Genomic DNA, 16,606 nt, shown 5'->3' on the forward strand with positions numbered 1-16,606 from the left:
CGCCACCGTAGACACCGCCGCCAGCCGGGCGGGCGCCGCCACGGCCCCCGCCGCCGGCCGGCGCGGGACCGCCGCGCCCGCCACCGGCCGGGCCGCCGTACACCCCGGGCGCGGGTCCACCGCCGTAGACGCCGCCCCGCCCCCGGTCGCCCGGCGGGAGGAAGCCGTCGCCCGCAGGCTCAGGCCGATCGTCGGCAGGGGCCTCGTCGCGGTCCGGACCGTCGTCGCCGCGGGGCGGAGCCGGCTTGCGCCGGGCCCGGAGGATGCCGAAGACACCGGCGGCCACCATCAGCGCGCCGATCACCCCCACGGCCGCGATCAGGTATGTGATGTCGCTCAGGCTCAGGCCGTCGACCCAGGACTGGCCGGCCTTCTTCGGCGCGTCACCCCCGCCGGCCACCGCCTTGGCGCCCTCAGTGGAGGGTGTGTAGCCGAGGATGTCGATCGGGGCGTCCTCGTCGAGCTGGCCGCCGTCCGAGACGGTCAGGAAGGTCTTGCCGTCGGGGCTGTAGGTGATCGCCTCACCGAACGGATCGGCGAGCGCCGTCACCCGGGGCTTGCCGCCGGTCAGGGCCGCCACGACGTTCCCGTCGGTCACGTCGTACTCGAAGGCGTCGGCGTAGGTGCGCACCACCACCCGGGAGCCGTCGGGGGACCGGGCCGCGCCGGTGATCGCCACGCGGCCGGGGGCGCCGAGCCGGTTGTCCGTGTCGGTCTCCGGCAGGCTGATCTCGCCGACCTTCTTCATCGGTACGGGCGGCGTGTCCCCGCTCTTCATCTTCTCTGCGGGGGTGAAGATCTGGGCCTTGCCGGACATCACCTTGGTGATGATCAACGGGTTGCCGTCGTCGCCGATCAGCAGCGCCTCGGCGTCGTGCGGCTTGCCCTCCGGGTAGGAGAGGCGGTGCAGCACCGGCCGCTTGGACCCGCTGACCGGCATGCTCCACAGCGCCACCCGCGTGCGCCGCTCGCGGCTGGTGACGTTGTCACCGGTGTCGGCGATCCACAGGGTCTGGCCGTTCGGCGAGAGCGCCAGGTCCTCGGTGTCGAACGGCCCCTGCCCCGAGTAGCGGACCGGCTCCTTCGAGATCGCGCACTTGGCGTCGAGGAAGAAGACCCGCTTGCGGCTCTCCACCTCGGTGCCGTCGTTGATCACGATGTAGCCGCTCCTGGTGGCCACCAGGCCCGACAGCTCCCGCAGCCGCTCGTCGGTGACCGTGCACCGCTTCTTGCCGGGAGCTGCCGCGAGCGAGGACGCGGCCGAGGCCGAGGCCGGTGCCGCAGCCAGGGCGACCCCGGTACACGCCACGGTCGCCCCCAGCAAGCCGAGAGCGACCGTGACCGAAGAAACAGCGCGGCGCATTGAATCAGTGTCGCACGCCGGGAGATCCCGACGCGTGACGCCGGGAGGGCGTCACCGCCCGCCCGCGACCGCCTCGTCCACCCCGGCCCGGAACGGCGCCAGCTCGGCGGCGAGCGCCGCACCGACCCGGACGTGCACCAGGGTGCCCTCCGGCAGGTGGGAGGTGCTCAGCACCTCGCCCTGGCGGTGCACCCGCGCCACCAGGTCGCCCCGGTCGTACGGCAGCACCGCGCGGACCTCCACGGCCGGGCGGGGCAGCCGCGCCTCGACGGCCTCGCGCAGCCCGTCGATCCCGCGACCCGTGTGCGCGGAGACGAAGACCGCCTCCGGCCAGAGCCGCTTGAGCCGCAGCAGCGTCTCCTCGTCGGCCGCGTCCGTCTTGTTGACCACCAGCAGCTCGGGCAGCCGGTCGGCGCCCACCTCGCCGAGCACCTCGTGGACCGCCCGGACCTGCTCCTCCGGGTCCGGGTGGGTGCCGTCGACGACGTGCACCACCAGGTCGGCCTCGGCGACCTCCTCCAGGGTCGAGCGGAACGCCTCGACGATCTGGTGCGGCAGGTGCCGGACGAACCCGACCGTGTCGGAGAGGGTGTAGAGCCGCCCGTCGGCCGTGGTGGCCTTGCGGGTGGTCGGGTCGAGGGTGGCGAAGAGTGCGTTCTCCACCAGCACGCCCGCCCCGGTCAGCCGGTTGAGCAGGCTCGACTTGCCGGCGTTGGTGTAGCCGGCGATGGCCACGGCCGGCACGGCGTTGCGGGAACGTCGGGCGCGCTTGGTCTGGCGTACGGTCCGCATGCCCTTGATCTCCCGGCGCAGCCGGGCGATGCGGTGGCGGATCCGGCGCCGGTCGGTCTCCAGCTTCGTCTCACCGGGACCGCGCAGACCCACGCCGCCGCCGGCGCCGCCGCCGCGACCGCTACCACCGGTCTGCCGCGAGAGGGTCTCACCCCAACCGCGCAGGCGCGGCAGCAGGTATTCGAGCTGGGCGAGCTCGACCTGCGCCTTGCCCTCCCTGCTCTTGGCGTGCTGGGCGAAGATGTCGAGGATCAGCGCGGTGCGGTCGACCACCTTGACCTTGGTGCGCTGCTCCAGGTTGCGCAGCTGCGACGGCGACAGCTCACCGTCGCAGATCACCGTGTCGGCGCCCGTGGAGAGCACGACCGAACCGAGGTCGTCGACCTTGCCCCGACCGACGTAGGTGGCGGGGTCGGGACGGGTACGCCGCTGGATCAGCCCCTCGAGCACCTGCGAACCGGCGGTCTCCGCCAGCGCGGCCAGCTCGGTGAGGGAGTTCTCGGCGTCGCTCTGCGAGCCCTCGGTCCAGACACCGACGAGGACGACGCGCTCCAGGCGCAGCTGGCGGTATTCGACCTCGGTGATGTCCGCGAGCTCGGTGGAGAGGCCGGGGACCCGCCGCAGCGCCTGCCGCTCCGACAGCTCGAACTCACCGGTGGTGGCGTCGAGCTCGTCGTCCTCGTAGGGAAGTAGGGTCTCCTGGTTGTGCAAGCCGGTCTCCTGTCCGTTCTGTCACGTACCGAGCAATCCTGACATGTGCCAACGCCGAACGCACCCGCTATATGCCCGCAGGGAAAGGCCACAAAAGCGGGGGCGGATGGCAAAGGGGGCGGCCGGGGCGAGTAGAAATGCGGGGCGAGCCGTTCAGCGTCGACGGAGGGATCCCGTGGCCATCACCCGACTTCCAAGTGCCGGATTCTCGATCACGATACGGATCGCCGTACCGGCGGACGCGTCCTCGATCGGCCGGCTCACCACCTCCGTGGGTGAGGCCGGGGCGATCGTCACCGCGCTCGACGTGGTGGACTCGGACCCGACCCACGTGCTCGTCGACCTGACCTGCGACACCGCCGACGCCAGCCACGCCGACCAGGTGGTCGACGCGTTGACGGCGCTCGACGGGGTGGACGTGCGCAAGGTGTCCGACCGGACCTTCCTGCTGCACCTGGGCGGCAAGATCGAGGTCAGCTCGAAGGTGGCGCTGCGCAACCGTGACGAGCTGTCCCGGGCGTACACGCCGGGGGTGGCGCGGGTGTGCCAGGCCATCGCCGAGAACCCGGCCGACGCCCGCCGCCTGACCATCAAGCGCAACACCGTCGCCGTGGTCAGCGACGGCTCCGCCGTGCTGGGCCTGGGCAACCTCGGGCCGGCCGCGTCGCTGCCGGTGATGGAGGGCAAGGCGGCGCTGTTCAAGCGCTTCGGCGGGGTGGACGCCTGGCCCGTGGTGCTCGACACCCAGGACACCGACGAGATCGTGCAGATCGTCAAGGCGATCGCCCCCGCGTACGGCGGGATCAACCTGGAGGACATCGCCGCGCCGCGCTGCTTCGAGATCGAGGCGCGGCTGCGCGAGGCGCTGGACATCCCGGTCTTCCACGACGACCAGCACGGCACCGCGATCTGCGTACTGGCCGCGTTGACCAACGCGCTGCGCGTCGTGGGCAAGCAGCTCGCGGACGTCCGGGTCGTGGTCTCCGGCGCCGGTGCGGCCGGGACCGCGATCATGAAGCTGCTGCTGCGGCAGGGCGTCGGCGACATCATCGCGTCCGACCGCCAGGGTGCCCTGCACCGCGGCCAGAGCGGGCTCAACCCGGCGTGGCAGTGGCTGGCCGAGAACACCAACAAGGAGAACTACTCCGGCGACCTGGCCGGGGCGGTACGCGGCGCCGACGTCTTCATCGGGGTGAGCGCGCCGAACCTGCTCACCGGCGACGACATCGCCACGATGGCCAAGGACTCGATCGTCTTCGCGCTGGCGAACCCCGACCCGGAGGTCGACCCGCGCGAGGCGCGCAAGCACGCCGCCGTGGTCGCCACCGGCCGCTCCGACCAGCCGAACCAGATCAACAACGTGCTCGCCTTCCCCGGCGTCTTCCGGGGCATGCTGGACGCGCACGCCGAGGAGTTCACCGAGGAGATGGCGATCGCGGCGGCCCGCGCCATCGCGGACGTGGTCGGCGAAGACAAGATCAACCCGACGGTGATCGTGCCCAGCGTCTTCGACTCCCGGGTCTCCCCCGCGGTCGCCGCGGCGGTCCGCGCCGCCGCCCAGAACCCGACCCCGCCCCCCGCCGCCGACCCGGGCCCGACCGACCTCCCCGAACTCGCCGCCAAGGCCACCGCCACCCCCTGACCCACGCCCCGCCCTCACAACACCCCACCCGCCCCATCCGCCCGCCCCGCCCAACCCCCGCCCGGGGCGGGGGAGGGCCGGGGGCCGGGGTGCGGTGGGTTAGGGGGTGGTGAGGGTGGTGGGGTCTACGGTGCCGGTGGCGACCAGGGTGGCCGGGCCGGCCAGCCAGCAGGAGCCCTCCGTCACCGTGACCGACAGGCGTCCGCCCGGGACGTCGACCGCCAGCACGCCGGTGTCCCGGCCGGCGTCGCGCAGCGCCACCGCGGCAACCGCGCAGGCGCCCGTGCCGCAGGAGAGCGTCTCGGCGGAGCCGCGCTCGTACACGCGCATCAGCACGTGGCCGTCGGTGCCGTCGACGGGCTCGCCCGGCGCCGTGAACTCCACGTTGACGCCGGCCGGGAAGACCGCCGCGTCGACGTCGGGGGCCCGGGTGAGGTCGAGCGCGGTCAACTCCAGCCCGGCCGGCAGCGCGCAGACGAGGTGCGGGTTGCCCACGTCCACCGCCGTGCCGGGCAGGGTCAGCCCGCCGAGGGTGGCGGTCGCCGTGTCGTACAGCCGGGGGCGGCGCATCTCGACGGCGACGGCGTCGGCCGTGACCAGCGCGCGCACGACGCCGGCCCGGGTCGCCACCGACAGCGCCCCGTCCTCCGGCTCGGCCAGCCCGCTGGCGACCAGGTAGCGGACGAAGACCCGCGCGCCGTTGCCGCACATCTCGGCGAACGACCCGTCGGCGTTCCAGTAGTCCATGAACCACTCGGCCTCGCCGGCCAGTTCGACGCCCTCCGGATGGGCGGCCGCCCGGACCGCCCGCAGTACGCCGTCGCCGCCGAGGCCGCGCCGCCGGTCACAGAGGGCCGCGACCAGCCCCGGTGTCAGGTCGAGCCGGTTGTCCGGATCGGGCAGGATGACGAAGTCGTTGCCGGTGCCGTGGCCCTTGGTGAACTGCACGTCCCCATCATCGCGCAACGGCGGGAAGCAGGCTCAGGGCGGCCGGGATCAGGTCCGGCGCGGCCGAGTCCAGCCAGTGCACGCGCGGGTCGCGGCGGAACCAGGAGCGCTGCCGCCGGACGAAGCGCCGGGTGGCCCGGACGGTCTCGTCGTGCGCCTCGGCCTCGGTCAGTTCCCCGGCGAGGAAGCGCAGCACCTGCTGGTAGCCGAGCGCGCGGCTGGCCGTACGGCCCTCGGGCAGGCCGCGCCCGACGAGCCCGCGGGTCTCGGCGACCAGCCCGTCGGCCCACATCCGGTCCACCCGCAGGGCGATCCGCTCGTCCAGCAGGGCGGTGTCCAGGTCCACTCCGAGCTGCACCGACGGGTAGTAGGGGGTCGGTGCGGGCAGCGCGGCGGTGAACGGCGCCCCGGTCAGCTCGATGACCTCCAGGGCGCGCACGATCCGCCGGCCGTTGCCGGGCAGGATCCCCGCCGCGGCGGCCGGGTCGGCCTCGCGCAGCCGGGCGTACAGGGGCGCGGGGCCGACCTCGGCCAGCTCCCGTTCCAGCCGCTCGCGCACCTGCGGATCGGTGCCGGGGAACTCGAAGCGCTCCAGCACCGCCCGCACGTAGAGGCCGGAGCCGCCCACCAGCAGCGGCACGCGACCCCGGGCCAGGATGTCGTCGACGGCGGCGCGGGCCAGCCGCTGGTACTCCGCGACGCTCGCCGGCTCGGTGACGTCCCAGATGTCCAGCAGGTGGTGCGGCACCCCCTCGCGCTCCGCCGGGGTGAGCTTGGCGGTGCCGACGTCCATGCCCCGGTAGAGCTGCATCGAGTCGGCGTTGACCACCTCGCCGCCGAGGGCGTGCGCGAGGGCGATGCTCAGCGCCGACTTGCCGGCCGCCGTCGGCCCGACCACGGCGACGACCGTCCCGGCGGGCGGACGGGTGCTCACGCCGGCGTCCAGGAGGAGACGAGGTAGGCGACGCCGTAGGGCGCCGAGTAGTGGCGCAGCTCGCCACGCCAGTCGCCGCCCGTCGCACGCACCGCGCCGGCCAGCACCTGCCAGGGCGCGCGACCGGCGGCCTTCAGCTGCGCCGACAGGGCCGGGTCCAGGTCGAGCAGGGCCTCGGCGTCCGCGTCGGCCAGGGCGCGGGCGACCCCGTCGTCGTACGCCTCGGCGCGCGGGTCGTCGTAGCCGGGCGACTTGGGGCCCCGGCAGGCCGACCCGTCCCCCGTCACCAGCAGCGCGGTACGCGGCTCCGTCGCCGCGCCGAGCGCCGCCCCCATCTCGGCGCACTGCGCCGGGGAGGCGTCGGCCGCGACGGAGCGGGCCAGCCGGGGCAGCTCGGTGCGGGAGCGCCCGAGCAGCCACGCGCCGACGGTCAGGCTCAGCGGCAGCCGGTCGCCGCCGGCGCAGTTCACCTTCCACAGCCGCACGTGCCGGTCGAGGCCGTACTGGCGCAGCGAGCCGTGGTCGGCCGCGTTGAAGCGGGTGGTCTCCGGCCCGCCGCCGACGAGGACGACCACCTCGGGGTCGGCGGCGAGCAACCCGGCGACCGCGGCGTCGCAGGCGGCCCGGAGCTCGTCCAGCTCGGGCGCGGCGGCACCGGCCAGCTCGGGGACGATCAGCGGCGGGTGGGGGCAGACGGCGGCGGCGACCAGGGGCACCAGGCAACGGTATCGGCCCGCCAGCGCCCGGCGCCGCGCACCCGGCCCCCGAGGACGCGCGCCACGTCCGATGCCGCGTACGGGGCGCCGCAGGCCGGAGCCGGAATCCGACACTCCCCCCGGCAAGCGCGTACGCGGGCGCTAGGACACCGTATGGTCACGGTCGGCGATAGGCGCTCGACGGGAACGGGGTCGCACCTGTGACAATGCCGGGGGAAACTTTGCTGCGCCGTGGCGGCGATCGCGGGACTGCTCCCCGACGCCGGGAGAACGAGGATGGGCACATGAGCGACTGGACTGCCTTCGGACGGGTGGACGCGGACGGCACCGTGTACGTCAAGACCGCCGACGGCGAGCGGGTGGTCGGATCCTGGCAGGCGGGAGCGCCCGAGGAGGGGCTGGCCCACTTCGCCCGCCGCTTCGACGACCTGGTCACCGAGGTCAACCTGACGGAGGCCCGGCTCAACTCGGGTGCCGCCGACGCCGGCCATTCACTGACGACCATCCGGCGGATCCGCGCGTCGCTGGCCGAGGCGCACGTCGTCGGCGACATCGACGCGCTGGCCGCCCGGCTGGACCGCCTCGCCACGGTCGCCGAGGAGAAGGCCGGCGAGGCCAAGGCCGCCCGGGAGGCCGCCCGCGGCGAGGCGCTCGCCCGCAAGCAGGCCCTGGTGGAGGAGGCGGAGAAGCTGGCCGCCGAGTCGACCGGCTGGAAGACCGCCGGGGACCGGCTCAAGGAGATCCTCGACGAGTGGAAGACCATCCGCGGGGTCGACAAGAAGACCGACGGCGAGCTGTGGAAGCGCTTCGCCGCCGCCCGCGACGGCTTCACCCGCCGCCGGGGCGCCCACTTCGCCTCCCTCGACGCGCAGCGCAAGCAGGCGCAGACGGTCAAGGAGGAGCTGGTCGCCGAGGCCGAGAAGCTCAAGGACTCCACCGACTGGGCGGCCACCGCCAACCAGCTCAAGGAGCTGATGAACCAGTGGAAGGCCGCTCCGCGGGCCTCCAAGGAGTCGGAGCAGAAGCTCTGGGAACGGTTCCGGGGCGCGCAGGACGAGTTCTTCACCCGGCGCAGCGAGGTCTTCTCCGCCCGGGACAACGAGCAGCGGGGCAACCTGGAGCGCAAGCAGGCGCTGCTCGCCGAGGCCGAGGCGCTGGACGTCAACGGCGACCCGAAGGGCGCGCAGGCCAAGCTGCGGGAGATCCAGGCCCAGTGGCACGAGGCCGGCCGGGTGCCCCGCGAGGCGGCGGCCGGGTTGGAGCGCCGGCTGCGCGCCGTGGACGAGAAGGTCCGCGAGGTGATGGACTCCGCGTGGCGTCGCACCACCAAGGAGGACAACCCCCTGCTCGCCCAGATGCGCTCGCAGGTCGCCGAGGCCGAGGAGCGGCTGGCCCGGGCCCAGGCGGCCGGGGACGCCCGACGCGTCAAGGAGGCCGAGCAGGCGCTGGCCTCGAAGCGGCAGTTCCTCCAGCTCGCCGAGCAGGCCGGCTGAGCCGGGCGCCAGGCAGCCGCCGCCCACCGAACCACGCGGGAAGCCCCCGGTCCACACGGGCCGGGGGCTTCCGCCCGTCCGGCCCCCGGCCGTCCCGGGGGCGGCGGTGCCGCGCCACCTGCGGCGGCCCCCGAGGCGGGGACGGTTGACGCGTCGGAACGGGCTGATCAGAATGAGCGGCGGAGCCAGGTCCGGCACCGGCGCGAGGGCACCGGCGGCGCACACCGCGTCGTCGGGGGGTGCCGGTGATCCCGCGAGCGGCCACGTCCCGCGTGGCACGTCCCGTCGCGCCCTGTCCGCGTACCGCTGAGGGCAGCCCGACGGTCGTCGCCCGGTTCCCGCCCGCGCCGCCCCGTGGCGGCGGCGTGGGCAGTTCGAAGTGGAGCTCGCATGCACCGACGCAGCGCCCTCGGCGGCGCGATCACCGCGCTCGCCACCGCCGCGGCCGGCGTCCTCGTCGCCGCCGCCGTCAGCACCGCCCCGGCCGTCGCCGCCCCGGCCGGCACGGGGACCGGCTACCTGCACACCGACGGCAACCGGATCGTCGACGGCACCGGCGCGACGGTACGCATCACCGGCATCAACTGGTTCGGCATGGAGACCGACAACAAGACCTTCCACGGGCTGTGGTCCACCAACCCGTGGCGGGGACAGCTCGACAAGATGGCCAGCCTCGGCTACAACACGCTGCGTGTGCCGTACTCGAACGACGCGCTGAAGCCCGGGGCGACGGCCAGCGGCATCAACGACTTCGTCAACCCGGACCTGGTCGGGCTCTCCCCGTTGCAGATCCTCGACAAGGTCGTCGACTACGCCGGGAGCAAGGGGATGCGGGTCATCCTGGACCGGCACCGGCCGACGTCGGCCGGCCAGTCCCCGCTCTGGTACACCTCCACGGTCTCCGAGGCGACCTGGATCGACGACTGGAAGATGCTCGCCCAGCGGTACGCCGGCAACACCACCGTGATCGGGGCGGACCTGCACAACGAGCCGCACGCCGAGGGGACCAACCCGGCGGCCACCGGCGCGTGCTGGGGCTGCGGCGATCCGGCCCGGGACTGGCGGCTGGCCGCCGAGCGGGCCGGCAACGCGATCCTGTCGGTGCAGCCGAACTGGCTGATCTTCGTGGAGGGGGTGAGCTGCCCCAGCGGCGGCCTCTCCAACGTCTGGGACAACGATCCGAGCAACGACGAGGACTGCGGCTGGTGGGGCGGCAACCTCACGAAGGCCAAGGACTTCCCGGTCCGGCTCGACGTGCCGAACCGCCTGGTCTACTCGCCGCACGAGTACGCCACCTCGGTCTTCGAGCAGAACTGGTTCAAGTCCCCCGACTTCCCGGACAACCTGCCGGGCATCTGGGACAGGTACTGGGGCTACCTGTACAAGCAGAACATCGCGCCGATCATGATGGGCGAGTTCGGCAGCACCCTGGCCGACCCCCGGGACCGGGTGTGGCTGGAGAAGCTGATGGCCTACACCGGCACGGGAGTGAACGGGATGTCGTTCACGTACTGGTCGTGGAACCCGAACTCGGGTGACACCGGGGGCATCGCGCTCGACGACTGGACCAGCATCAACACCACCAAGCAGGCCATCCTCCAGCCGTACCTGATCCCGCCGGTCGGCGGCGGGGGCGGCCCGACACCGACGCCGACGGCGACGCCCACCTCGACGCCACCGCCCACCGGCGGCTGCACGGCCGCGTACCGGCAGGTCAACGCGTGGCAGGGTGGCTTCCAGGGGGAGCTGACGGTGACGAACACCGGCACCGCGACGGTCAACCCGTGGCAGGTCGCCTGGACCTGGCCGGCCGGGGTGAGCCTGGCCAGCGGCTGGAACGCCACGGTCACCCAGTCCGGCACCACGGTGACGGCGGCGGCCCCGACCTGGGCGGCGGCGCTGGCGCCGGGCGCCTCGGTGACCGTCGGCTTCACGGCCGACGGCGCGTCCGCCGCGCCCACGACGGTGAAGCTCAACGGCACCGCCTGCTGATTCCGCTCCGATCGGCGGTCGTCCCCCTCGGGGTCGGCCGCCGATCGACGGTTCCGCAGGCCGGGGTCTCGACGGCCCGCCGACCAGCCCGGGAGGGCCCCCGGGCCGGGCCGGGTGGGCGGCCGGTCGACGCGCGGGCCTTTACATCGATGGTCGTCTGTGTTTACATCAGGAAAGCGCTTACCCGTTATCCGGGAGCGCCAGCGCGGGAGCCGCAACTTCGCGTAGCCAGTCCGCATCCGCGGGGCCGCCGACCGCCGTCCCCGCCGACCAGACGCCACCGGGCACGGCGTCGCAGGCTCGGCCCACGGTCCGCGGGCCCGCCACCACCGAAGGGAAGCACCATGCGTACGACCCGGCCGAGGTGACGCCTATCGCTCAGGCGTGGCCGAAGGCCCGCTGCCTCGTGGTGACCAGCTCCGTCGGCAGTGGCAAGACGGCGTGGTTCGCGGCGTTGAACGCGATCCTCACGAGGCTGAACGACGAGCGGTGCTACTACGGCGACGGACCCGACCATTGGCAACCCGCCGCCATCGAGACGCTGTTGCCTCCGGCTGCCGTGCACGCGACCAGAACCAGCGGTATTACGACGTGGGGAGAACTGGCGCAGCAGGTCAATCGCCTGCTGACCAACCAGGCCGGGCTTCTACACGAGTTAACCGGCCCGACGGCGGACCTATACCGAAACGGGTTGGTAGCTGGGAACTTCCCGGCGCAGCACCTGCGCGACGCTCTGCGCGCTCTCGATGTGACGCCTCCGCAGCTGTTTGGGTCGTACCGCCGCGCGGTGCGCGTGTACTACTCGAGCCACACACACGAGCTGGATGTGGATCTGTGCGTGGCGCTCGACAGGCCGAACGTGCCGCTCGCGCCTGACGACGGGCGGCCGGAGGACGGTGACCAGCGTGAGCGGTTGTGGGCGATGGTGACCCCGCCGGGAACTTGCCCCGACCTGGTCGGTCTCGACGTCGACGGTTACGGTGAGGACCGGCCGAGCGAGACCGGCGGGGTCAACCAGTCCGGTACCGCTCAGGGGTTCGTGTCGCAGGTCAAGGACTACGGCACGGAGCCGTACTGGAGGCGGCTGGCCCTCTTGTCGACACCGATCCAGCCGTTGCTGGTGCTTTGGACGTGCTCTGACGCGGGAAGTGACTGGCAGCCAGCACTGCCGGGGCTGGACCCCGAGGATTCGCTCAACTTCAAGCACCGTCAGCCAGCGTCTACAGCGTCGGCCGGCGAAGACAGCACCCCTGCGAGAAATAGCCAACTCGAGGTCTACGATTTTTCGTTGAAGGAGTAGACCTGGCGGCGTTGCACTCCACGCAGGCAGGCGGCGTGTCGTACCGTCGTGCCATGCAGCGCTCTAATTTCGCGTCGCATAACGGAGGGGCGGGAAGCCTAAGCCTCCCGCCCCCAGGTGGACGTTAGCGACGCTCGCGTCTCCCAAAACTGACCGTCGCCATCTGTCCCAGCACTGCGAGGGCCTTCGCCGCCACGGCAAGGCCCTCGCGCTGTTGATGGGCCGCCAGTAGGGCGACCAGCTCCAGCGCCGGCCCCGCGAATCGCCAGACCCGTACCAGGTACGGGGCCGGCCGCGTCGGCTCCTGCTCCTGCTCCTTCACCGCGTCCCTCCACTTCCGGGCCCCGATTGTCCGGAGCACCGCGGTTGGCTCCGGCGGTTGAGTGGGCCAGGCCAGTGGAGGGTGTTCAGTTGCAGCAGTGCCGAGGAAACGGTACGGAGCGAGCGCGACACATCCCCACGGCGACACGCCCACGAGGAGCTGCGAACTTCCGGCGCCACTTCACACCGGGCCCACCAGCAACCTGCGGTGTTGACGCGCCGCCAAGGCTCAGAGCCAGCGTTGCCGTTGGTTTTCGCTGATTACTACATCCAGGAGTCCATCAACGAGTGGCTGTGATCGGACCCGGCACCATACGGGGTGGAGGCTCGCACGCTCGCTGCCATGGGCCGCCCTGAAGAGCGAGGGGATAACTTGTCCGTCGGATCCGCTGGTCGGCTGTCTGCACGGAGAAGTTGACGGACAGCGGCTCCGGTGTGAACGCAGTTGCGCACTCGAGCGTGACCTCGACGTCGATCCAGCCTGTTCCGCCCGGCCGGACCAGCCAGGACTGGCCTGTGCCGCGTACCAGGACGCCTGGTCTCCGTGCCCCCTCTACCTGCACGATGATGGGCGCCGGGCCGGCGTTAACCAATATCAGTTGCGCGTCGAGTCGCACCGTCCCAACGCCGTTCAAGTCCCCCCAACTGTTGGACGAGCCTGGCAAGGCCACCAGTGTGACGGTGCGGGCCTCGGTCTGCTCCTCGCGATAGCTCCGCACTTCAGCGCCGCCGACGCCACCGAGCGCCAAGCCGACTACCAAGGCAACGACCAGGTAGGCAGCGCTCTTCCGCCCGGGCCTAGCTTCGGCGGAGCGGTCCCCGTCCGAGTCACCAGGCTCAGGGCCAGGCATATCCAGATCGATGACTCCATGGCGCGCCGTCATGGCGACAGACTAGGGGTTGGTCTTGCCGGAGTTTGGTCCGCGAGGCCGGAATGCCTTCTTGATCAAGCCCTCGCCGACTTCGATACAGGCCCTAACGGCGTGAACTCGATGGGGCCTAAGTGGCGATACATGGGTGAGGAAGCAAGTACGTCTGGAAGCGGGCTGAGATGAGACGAGCCGATCGGGTTGCGGTACATGCTGGTTGAGCAGCAGCCTGTCGCCGACCAGGAGTCGGATGCCTGGTATGTGAGGGCATCTCTGACGGATCATGGCCTGTTTACGGTTCTCTATGACCGGCATGCGGCGGCCCTGTACCGGTACGCCCACGGCAGGGTGGGAACTGACGCAGCCGACGACGTGGTGTCCGAGACCTTCTTGGTCGCGTTCCGGCGCCGTCAGCGCTACGACGTGTCCCGGCTGGATGCCCGGCCGTGGCTGTTCGGGATCCTGACCAAGGAGATCTCCCACTATCGGCGTCGAGAGCGGGCGCACTACCGCGCTGTGGGTCGGTGTGACCCGGTCGAGGTCGTACCCGATCCGGCGGAGCGGGCGGTGGCTGGCGCGGCGGCCCATGCCCTGCGGGCACCACTAGCCCGGGCGTTAGCCGCTCTGCCCGGCAGGGATCGCGACGTCCTGTTGCTCATCGCGTGGGGTGGGCTCAGCTACGAGGAGACCGCTCACGCGATCGGCATTCCCGTGGGGACGGTGAGGTCACGGCTTAACCGTGCCCGACGCAAAGTCAGCAGCGCGCTCGGCGGCGAGGACCCGACGCGGGCGGTAGAGGAGACGATGTGAACGAACAGCAGATGATCGACCAGGTCAGGACGTTGCTCGAGCCGGCGGACCCGCCCCCGCATTTGCGGGGCAAGGTGAATCGCATGATTGCTGGTTCCGCACGATCGGCGCGGGCACGGACCTGGAAGCTCGCCACGGTCGGCGCTACGGCCACGACCGGGCTGCTCGCCCTACTTATCGGCTCGGTGGTCAGCATCAACGGAGAGCCGCCCGCCGCCAGTGCCCAGGCAGCGGAGATCCTTCATCAGGCCGCTGATGCCGCTCGGGACGACCAGACTCCTGCCCCCCGTGCCGGCCAGTTCATCCTGACCACGACGAAAGGCTTCGCCCCTGTCGTCGGGCAGGACGAGCTCGCAACGACCCTTACCCGCTCCTGGATGTCCGTCGACGGCACCCACGACAGCCTGATCTGGGTCAGCGACCCACCGGCCGGCGGCCGGCAGTCAACGGTGATTCCCGGCTGCCGGGATGGGCAGGCCGCAGAGTGGGCGCCGGACGGCACCCTCCTGAACTCCACCCGGCCGTGCACGCCAACCCCGGCCTACCTGACCAATCTGCCGACCGACGCCACCAGCATGCTCAACTACCTGCGACGGATGAAGGGCGGCACCACGTCGAGCGACGAAGAGACCTTCGCCAACGTGGGAGAGCTGATCCGGCGCGGCTACCTGCCCGCCCAGTCACGGGCTGCCCTCTACGAGGCGGCGACGAAGATCCCCGGGGTGGTCGCCTCTCCCACCATGACCGATGCGGCAGGTCGCTCCGGCACCGCCGTGTCCCTCGCCGGGAACATCGACCGGTACGACCTCATCTTCGAACCGCAGACCTACCGGTTCCTCGGCTGGCAGGTCGTACCGAAGGCCGGAAACGCCGTTCGGCCAGCCCGATCCGAGGTGATCCTGAGCGTCACCGTTGTAGACCGTGCCGGTCAGGTGTCGTAGCGCCGAGGGCCAGACGTCGACGCGCAGGGAGGTGGCCGCCGGGGCGATGGCCGCCCCCCTGCTCACGTCAGGCGATCACGGGAAGTACTGGACCGGGCTGCTGCCGCCCCCGATCACCGAGCCGTTCTGGTTGAAGGTGTCGACGAGGGTGTAGCCGTATCCGCTGCCGGACGTGCTGTGCGTGTCGACCGGGTAGTGGCCGAGGTGGTCCGTCACGACGGTGTACTTGTACTTGTTCACGCCGTTGTAGTTGATGTACAGGCGAGCGGTGCCGTAGTACTGAACGCCGCTCCACGAGTTAACGTAGAAGTCACCCTTCAGCGTGCTGTTGGTCCAGCTGACGCAGACGCCCACACCCGCAGTGTTCTTGCAGCCGCCCCCGCTCGCGAACGGTGTCACCGACTTCTGCATCTCGGCTGCAGCCTTGAGTGCCCTCTCCGACGGCGGGGGCGGGTTCTTCTCCATTCAGTAGGTGACGCCCGGCCCAGGAACCACCGGCGCCTTGTCGCTGGCGGACGCGGCAGCAGGAACCGACAGCGCCGCTAGTGCGGTGGTCAGCGCCAGAATCATGGCCATGCTCAACTTGCGCAGCACAAATTCCTCCCATAGAAGTGGATCACTCCCCGGCCACATGAACCTATATCAACTTAACTGGGTGCGCTGCCCCGATCACTCAGAGTGGCGACCTGCGGGCCGAGTATGTGATCTTGGCCCAGTCGTAGTCTTTAGTCCGAGGCCAACGACAACGCTGGTCAACCGGGCTGGCGTCGAGCAACCGGCGGGCGACCTTACGGCCGAGCCGAAAGTCCAGCAGCTCCGGCAGCCCGCTCACCGCGTACAGCACCAGTGCCGCTGCTCACCGCTCTTGCAGGGCGGCCTGGTCGTCGCGTTGGGCTGGAACGAGGCCAGGCAGCGCGCTATACAGGGTGCTGCGCGAGACGCCGAGCAGCTTGGCGATCGAGGTCATCGTGCGGTTCGGCTCGGCGAGCAACTGAAGGGCGTACGCGACCTTTTCCGGGGTCATCGCTGGCGGTCGGCCGAGGCGTTGCCCGCGGGCGCGAGCGGCGGCCAGGCCCTCGTTGGTGTTGGCCACGATGATGGTCCGCAGGAACTCGGCCAGCGCGGCAAAGACGTGGAAGACGAACATCCCACCTGCGGTGGTGGTGTCGAGTTTCTCGTGCAGGGACTGGAAACCGACGCTGTGGCGCTTGAGCCGGCCGACGATGCCGATCAGGTCCTCCAGCGAGCGGCCGAGCCGGTCGAGCGAGACAACGGTGAGCACGTCGCCGGGCCGGATGTACTCGAACACCTTGGCCAGCTCGGGCCGGTCGGTGTTCTTCCCGGAGGCCTTGTCGAAGAAGCACTTGGCACAGCCGGCGGCAGTCAGCGCGGCTTGCTGGCGGGCGAGATTCTGCTCACGGGTGGAGACTCGGCCGTAGCCAACAAGCACCCCTGCGAGCGGAGTCGGGGCCAGCAGGTCATTCTCGGCGGGCATGGGGGTGATGGGGGGCTGTCTCGCTAACGGTGTTTCCGGCGATCTTGGTTAGTAGGTTTCAGCGGCTGGGAAGCGGTCGCTGAAGGTGATGGCGAAGGCGTTCAACGCGGGTTTCCAGCGCATCGTCCATCGGGTTCTGCCTGCTCCGGTCGGGTCCAGGGACCTTGTCACCAGGTACAGACACTTCAACGCGGCCAGTTCGTTGGGGAAGTGGCCGCGGGCCTTCACGGCTCGCCGGTAGCGGGCGTTGAGCGACTCGATCGCGTTGGTGGAGCAGAT

At 71.4% G+C, this 16,606-nt stretch carries 16 protein-coding genes; 6 read left to right on the top strand and 10 right to left on the bottom strand.

Going from position 1 to position 16,606, the window contains the following annotated elements; genetic code table 11:
• Both V6U77_RS28010 and hflX read right to left on the bottom strand, forming a co-directional pair.
• A partial coding sequence (locus tag V6U77_RS28010) for a hypothetical protein (protein WP_334609751.1) occupies nucleotides 1-1,363 on the bottom strand: 1,363 nt, incomplete at its 3' end.
• Nucleotides 1,364-1,414: 51 nt separating this feature from the next.
• Nucleotides 1,415-2,866: a GTPase HflX gene (hflX, locus tag V6U77_RS28015; RefSeq protein ID WP_334609752.1), complete on the bottom strand. Its 1,452-nt coding sequence runs from the start codon at nucleotides 2,864-2,866 to the stop codon at nucleotides 1,415-1,417.
• Nucleotides 2,867-3,041: 175 nt separating this feature from the next.
• Here hflX and V6U77_RS28020 point away from each other — a divergent pair, with 175 nt between their 5' ends.
• Nucleotides 3,042-4,508, top strand: coding sequence for an NAD-dependent malic enzyme (locus tag V6U77_RS28020; RefSeq protein WP_334609753.1), 1,467 nt, complete (start codon nucleotides 3,042-3,044; stop codon nucleotides 4,506-4,508).
• Between the two features lie 99 nt (nucleotides 4,509-4,607).
• On the opposite strand, the gene dapF is transcribed toward V6U77_RS28020, so the two are convergent.
• From dapF to V6U77_RS28035, 3 genes are read right to left on the bottom strand one after another with little or no spacing between them, the layout of a single operon-like run.
• Entirely contained in the window at nucleotides 4,608-5,456 is an 849-nt protein-coding gene (dapF, locus tag V6U77_RS28025; protein ID WP_334609754.1) for a diaminopimelate epimerase, read from the bottom strand.
• A 7-nt stretch (nucleotides 5,457-5,463) separates the two neighbouring features.
• A complete protein-coding gene (gene miaA, locus V6U77_RS28030; protein WP_334609755.1) occupies nucleotides 5,464-6,390 on the bottom strand; it encodes a tRNA (adenosine(37)-N6)-dimethylallyltransferase MiaA in 927 nt (308 codons plus the stop codon).
• On the bottom strand, nucleotides 6,387-7,106 hold the full coding sequence (locus tag V6U77_RS28035; protein ID WP_442934529.1) for a class III extradiol dioxygenase subunit B-like domain-containing protein: 720 nt from the start codon (nucleotides 7,104-7,106) through the stop codon (nucleotides 6,387-6,389). The genes miaA and V6U77_RS28035 overlap by 4 nt, the downstream gene beginning before the upstream one ends.
• Before the next feature lie 284 nt (nucleotides 7,107-7,390).
• Here V6U77_RS28035 and V6U77_RS28040 point away from each other — a divergent pair, with 284 nt between their 5' ends.
• The 3 genes from V6U77_RS28040 (at nucleotide 7,391) to V6U77_RS28050 (ending at nucleotide 11,891) form a co-directional block, all read left to right on the top strand.
• Nucleotides 7,391-8,599 carry a DUF349 domain-containing protein gene (locus V6U77_RS28040; protein WP_334609756.1) on the top strand — a complete coding sequence of 403 codons (1,209 nt, stop codon included), beginning with the start codon at nucleotides 7,391-7,393 and terminating at the stop codon, nucleotides 8,597-8,599.
• A 390-nt stretch (nucleotides 8,600-8,989) separates the two neighbouring features.
• Nucleotides 8,990-10,591 carry a cellulase family glycosylhydrolase gene (locus V6U77_RS28045; RefSeq protein WP_334609757.1) on the top strand — a complete coding sequence of 534 codons (1,602 nt, stop codon included), beginning with the start codon at nucleotides 8,990-8,992 and terminating at the stop codon, nucleotides 10,589-10,591.
• Nucleotides 10,592-11,000: 409 nt separating this feature from the next.
• A complete protein-coding gene (locus V6U77_RS28050; RefSeq protein ID WP_334609758.1) occupies nucleotides 11,001-11,891 on the top strand; it encodes a hypothetical protein in 891 nt (296 codons plus the stop codon).
• Between the two features lie 124 nt (nucleotides 11,892-12,015).
• On the opposite strand, the gene V6U77_RS28055 is transcribed toward V6U77_RS28050, so the two are convergent.
• Entirely contained in the window at nucleotides 12,016-12,213 is a 198-nt protein-coding gene (locus V6U77_RS28055; RefSeq protein WP_334609759.1) for a hypothetical protein, read from the bottom strand.
• A gap of 1,078 nt (nucleotides 12,214-13,291) precedes the next feature.
• On the opposite strand from V6U77_RS28055, the gene V6U77_RS28060 reads away from it, so the two are divergent.
• Nucleotides 13,292-13,891, top strand: coding sequence for an RNA polymerase sigma factor (locus tag V6U77_RS28060; protein WP_334609760.1), 600 nt, complete (start codon nucleotides 13,292-13,294; stop codon nucleotides 13,889-13,891).
• Nucleotides 13,888-14,832 (top strand): CU044_5270 family protein, encoded by a 945-nt coding sequence (locus V6U77_RS28065; protein WP_334609761.1) that lies wholly within the window; start codon nucleotides 13,888-13,890, stop codon nucleotides 14,830-14,832. Before V6U77_RS28060 ends, V6U77_RS28065 begins: the two co-directional genes overlap by 4 nt.
• Nucleotides 14,833-14,907: 75 nt before the next feature.
• On the opposite strand, the gene V6U77_RS28070 is transcribed toward V6U77_RS28065, so the two are convergent.
• From V6U77_RS28070 to V6U77_RS28085, 4 genes are all read right to left on the bottom strand, one after another.
• Complete coding sequence (locus tag V6U77_RS28070; RefSeq protein ID WP_334609762.1) at nucleotides 14,908-15,186, bottom strand: hypothetical protein; 279 nt, start codon at nucleotides 15,184-15,186, stop codon at nucleotides 14,908-14,910.
• Between the two features lie 111 nt (nucleotides 15,187-15,297).
• On the bottom strand, nucleotides 15,298-15,426 hold the full coding sequence (locus V6U77_RS28075) for a hypothetical protein (protein WP_334609763.1): 129 nt from the start codon (nucleotides 15,424-15,426) through the stop codon (nucleotides 15,298-15,300).
• A 262-nt stretch (nucleotides 15,427-15,688) separates the two neighbouring features.
• The gene (locus tag V6U77_RS28080; protein WP_334609764.1) at nucleotides 15,689-16,327 is read right to left on the bottom strand and encodes a recombinase family protein; all 639 of its coding nucleotides are present in this window, start codon (nucleotides 16,325-16,327) and stop codon (nucleotides 15,689-15,691) included.
• 48 nt (nucleotides 16,328-16,375) lie between these two features.
• Nucleotides 16,376-16,606: transposase (locus V6U77_RS28085; RefSeq protein WP_334609765.1), on the bottom strand; the 231-nt coding region annotated here is incomplete at its 5' end.

The sequence above is a fragment of the Micromonospora sp. CPCC 205546 genome, assembly GCF_036902715.1.
In the GTDB taxonomy this organism is placed as follows: Bacteria; Actinomycetota; Actinomycetes; order Mycobacteriales; family Micromonosporaceae; genus Micromonospora.